The following is a 3,296-nucleotide window of genomic DNA, read 5'->3' on the forward strand; positions in this document are numbered from 1 at the left end:
GGGGTCTAGCATGGCTGAAGCCGTAAAAAAACCAAGGCCGGAATACCGGAACATCGGGATCGGCGAGATCGCGAAGTATCGCTTGCCGCTTGCAGGGAAGGTCTCGATCCTGCATCGCGTGAGCGGGCTGCTGCTCTTCGTGTGTCTGCCGTTCATTCTGTATCTGCTCGACCAGAGCCTCACGTCGGAAATCTCGTTCGACGCGTTCAAGGGCTTTCTCGCCAACCCCATCGTCAAGATCATCACGCTCGTGCTGTCGTGGGCGTATCTGCATCACTTCTGCGCGGGCATTCGCTTTCTGCTGCTCGACACGCACGTCGCGGTGAACAAGGAAGGCGGCAAGCAAACCGCCATGATCGTGCTGATCGTCTCGCTGTTGCTCACGCTCGCGATGGCTCTCAAGATCTTCGGAGTGTTCTAAACATGGCAACGCAAAATCGAGTCGGCCCGAAGCGCCTGGTCGTCGGCGCGCACTACGGTCTGCGCGACTGGCTCGCGCAACGCATCACCGCGGTCGTGATGGCCGTGTACACCGTCATTCTTCTCTTCTGGTTCTTCGCGGCGCACAACTTCTCGTATGAAGGCTGGGCGGGCATCTTCGCGACCCAGTGGATGAAGCTCGCCACATTCGTAGCCCTGCTTTGCCTCTTCTATCACGCGTGGGTCGGCATTCGCGACATCTGGATGGACTACGTGAAGCCCATGGGTCTGCGCCTGCTCCTGCAAGTGCTGACGATCCTGTGGCTCATCGGATGCGCCGGCTACGCTGCACAGATTCTCTGGAGAGTTTAAAGAACATGGCTGCAATCAAGACTTCCCTGCCGCGTCGTCGCTTTGACGTGGTCATCGTCGGCGCGGGCGGATCGGGCATGCGCGCATCGCTGCAACTGGCGCGCGCCGGTCTGTCGGTGGCCGTGCTCTCCAAAGTGTTTCCGACGCGCTCGCATACGGTCGCCGCGCAAGGCGGCATCGGCGCATCGCTCGGCAACATGAGCGAAGACAACTGGCACTATCACTTCTACGACACCATCAAGGGCTCCGACTGGCTCGGCGACCAGGATGCGATCGAGTTCATGTGCCGCGAAGCGCCCAATGCCGTGTACGAGCTCGAGCACATGGGCATGCCGTTCGACCGCAACGCCGACGGCACGATCTATCAGCGTCCGTTCGGCGGCCACACGGCGAACTACGGCGAGAAGCCCGTGCAACGCGCGTGCGCCGCCGCTGACCGTACGGGTCACGCCTTGCTGCACACGCTGTATCAGCAGAACGTGGCGGCTAAAACGCACTTCTTCGTCGAATGGATGGCGCTGGATCTGATCCGCGACGCCGACGGCGACGTGCTCGGCGTCACCGCGCTCGAAATGGAAACGGGCGAGGTCTACATCCTCGAAGGCAAGACCACGCTGTTCGCCACGGGCGGCGCGGGGCGGATCTTCGCGGCATCGACGAATGCGTTCATCAATACCGGCGACGGCCTCGGCATGGCCGCGCGTTCGGGCATCGCGCTGCAGGACATGGAGTTCTGGCAGTTTCACCCGACGGGCGTGGCCGGCGCGGGCGTGCTGATTACCGAAGGCGTGCGCGGCGAAGGCGGCATTCTGCGCAACTCGAACGGCGATCGCTTCATGGAGCGCTATGCGCCGACGCTGAAGGATCTCGCGCCGCGCGATTTCGTTTCGCGTTCGATGGACCAGGAAATCAAGGAAGGCCGTGGCGTGGGTCCGAACAAGGATCACGTGCTGCTGGACCTGTCGCACATCGGCGCCGAGACGATCATGAAGCGTCTGCCGTCGATTCGCGAGATCGCGCTGAAGTTCGCGAACGTCGACTGCATCAAGGAGCCGATTCCGGTCGTGCCGACCATCCACTATCAGATGGGCGGTATTCCGACGAACATGCACGGCCAAGTGGTCGGCACCGCGAAGGGCTACAACGATCCGGTCAACGGTTTCTACGCGGTCGGCGAATGCTCGTGCGTATCGGTGCACGGCGCGAATCGTCTGGGCACGAACTCGCTGCTGGACCTCGTGGTGTTCGGGCGCGCGGCGGGCAATCACATCATCAAGCACGCGAAGGAACTGAAGGAGCACAAGCCGCTGCCGGCCGATGCCGCCGACTTCGCGATGGAACGTCTCGCGGTGCTGGAGAAGTCGACGTCGGGCGAATACACGCAGAGCATCGCCAACGACATCCGCGCATCGATGCAGGCGCATGCGGGCGTGTTCCGCACGTCGAAGCTGCTGGAAGAGGGCGTCGGCAAGATCGCGGAGCTGGCCGAGCGCGCGAAGCACGTGCATCTGAAGGACAAGTCGAAGGTGTTCAACACCGCGAAGGTCGAGGCGCTGGAACTGGCGAACCTGATCGAAGTGGCGCGCGCGACGATGGTGTCGGCCGAAGCCCGCAAGGAAAGCCGCGGCGCGCATGCGCACAGCGACTACGAGCATCGCGACGACGAGAACTGGATGCGTCACACGCTGTGGTTCAGCGAAGGCGATCGCCTGGATTACAAGCCGGTGCAGATGAAGCCGCTGACGGTCGAATCGGTGCCGCCGAAGGCGCGTACCTTCTAAGGAAAGCGCAAGGAAATCGAAATGGCAAAGAGAATTTTTGAAGTCTATCGCTACGATCCGGACAAGGACGCGGCGCCGCGCATGCAGACGTACGAGCTCGATCTGACGCATGAACGCATGCTGCTCGACGCGCTCGTGAAGTTGAAGGAAGTCGATGAGACGCTGTCGTTCCGCCGCTCGTGCCGCGAAGGCGTGTGCGGTTCGGACGCGATGAACATCAACGGCAAGAACGGTCTCGCGTGCCTGACGAATCTGAATGAACTGCCGCAGAAGATCGTGCTGCGTCCGCTGCCGGGTCTGCCGGTGGTGCGTGACCTGATCTGCGATTTCACGCAGTTCTTCAACCAGTATCATTCGATCAAGCCGTATCTGATCAACGATACGCCGCCGCCCGAGAAAGAGCGGCTGCAATCGCCCGTGGAGCGCGACGAGCTCGATGGTCTCTACGAGTGCATTCTGTGCGCGAGTTGCTCGACGTCGTGCCCGAGCTTCTGGTGGAACCCGGACAAGTTCGTGGGACCGGCGGGCTTGCTGCAAGCTTATCGTTTCATCGCGGATAGCCGCGACAAGGCGACGGGCGAGCGGCTGGACAACCTGGAAGATCCGTATCGTCTGTTCCGTTGCCATACGATCATGAATTGCGTCGACGTGTGCCCGAAGGGGCTCAACCCGACCAAGGCGATCGGCAAGATCAAGGAATTGATGGTGCGCCGGGCGGTTTGA

4 protein-coding genes are annotated in these 3,296 nt (G+C 61.7%); all 4 read left to right on the top strand.

Annotation, left to right across the window (positions count from 1 at the left end; genetic code table 11):
* Window positions 1–10 precede the first annotated feature (10 nt).
* The 4 genes from sdhC to AWB76_RS38440 are packed head-to-tail and all read left to right on the top strand — an operon-like array spanning window position 11 to window position 3,296.
* Window positions 11–421 carry a succinate dehydrogenase, cytochrome b556 subunit gene (gene sdhC / locus AWB76_RS38425; RefSeq protein ID WP_063936457.1) on the top strand — a complete coding sequence of 137 codons (411 nt, stop codon included), beginning with the start codon at window positions 11–13 and terminating at the stop codon, window positions 419–421.
* Window positions 422–423: 2 nt separating this feature from the next.
* A complete protein-coding gene (sdhD, locus tag AWB76_RS38430; protein WP_061165298.1) occupies window positions 424–792 on the top strand; it encodes a succinate dehydrogenase, hydrophobic membrane anchor protein in 369 nt (122 codons plus the stop codon).
* A 5-nt stretch (window positions 793–797) separates the two neighbouring features.
* The gene (sdhA, locus tag AWB76_RS38435; RefSeq protein ID WP_061165299.1) at window positions 798–2,573 is read left to right on the top strand and encodes a succinate dehydrogenase flavoprotein subunit; all 1,776 of its coding nucleotides are present in this window, start codon (window positions 798–800) and stop codon (window positions 2,571–2,573) included.
* Between the two features lie 21 nt (window positions 2,574–2,594).
* Window positions 2,595–3,296, top strand: a complete 702-nt coding sequence (locus AWB76_RS38440) for a succinate dehydrogenase iron-sulfur subunit (RefSeq protein WP_061165300.1) — start codon at window positions 2,595–2,597, stop codon at window positions 3,294–3,296.

Origin of the sequence: Caballeronia temeraria (assembly GCF_001544795.2) — a bacterium.
In the GTDB taxonomy this organism is placed as follows: Bacteria; Pseudomonadota; Gammaproteobacteria; order Burkholderiales; family Burkholderiaceae; genus Caballeronia; species Caballeronia temeraria.

Excerpts from the sequence above, each read along its gene's own strand:
- AWB76_RS38440 (WP_061165300.1), top strand. The coding sequence starts at position 2,595 with ATGGCAAAGAGAATTTTTGAAGTCTATCGCTACGATCCGGACAAGGAC.
- sdhD (WP_061165298.1), top strand. The coding sequence starts at position 424 with ATGGCAACGCAAAATCGAGTCGGCCCGAAGCGCCTGGTCGTCGGCGCG.
- sdhC (WP_063936457.1), top strand. The coding sequence starts at position 11 with ATGGCTGAAGCCGTAAAAAAACCAAGGCCGGAATACCGGAACATCGGG.
- sdhA (WP_061165299.1), top strand. The coding sequence starts at position 798 with ATGGCTGCAATCAAGACTTCCCTGCCGCGTCGTCGCTTTGACGTGGTC.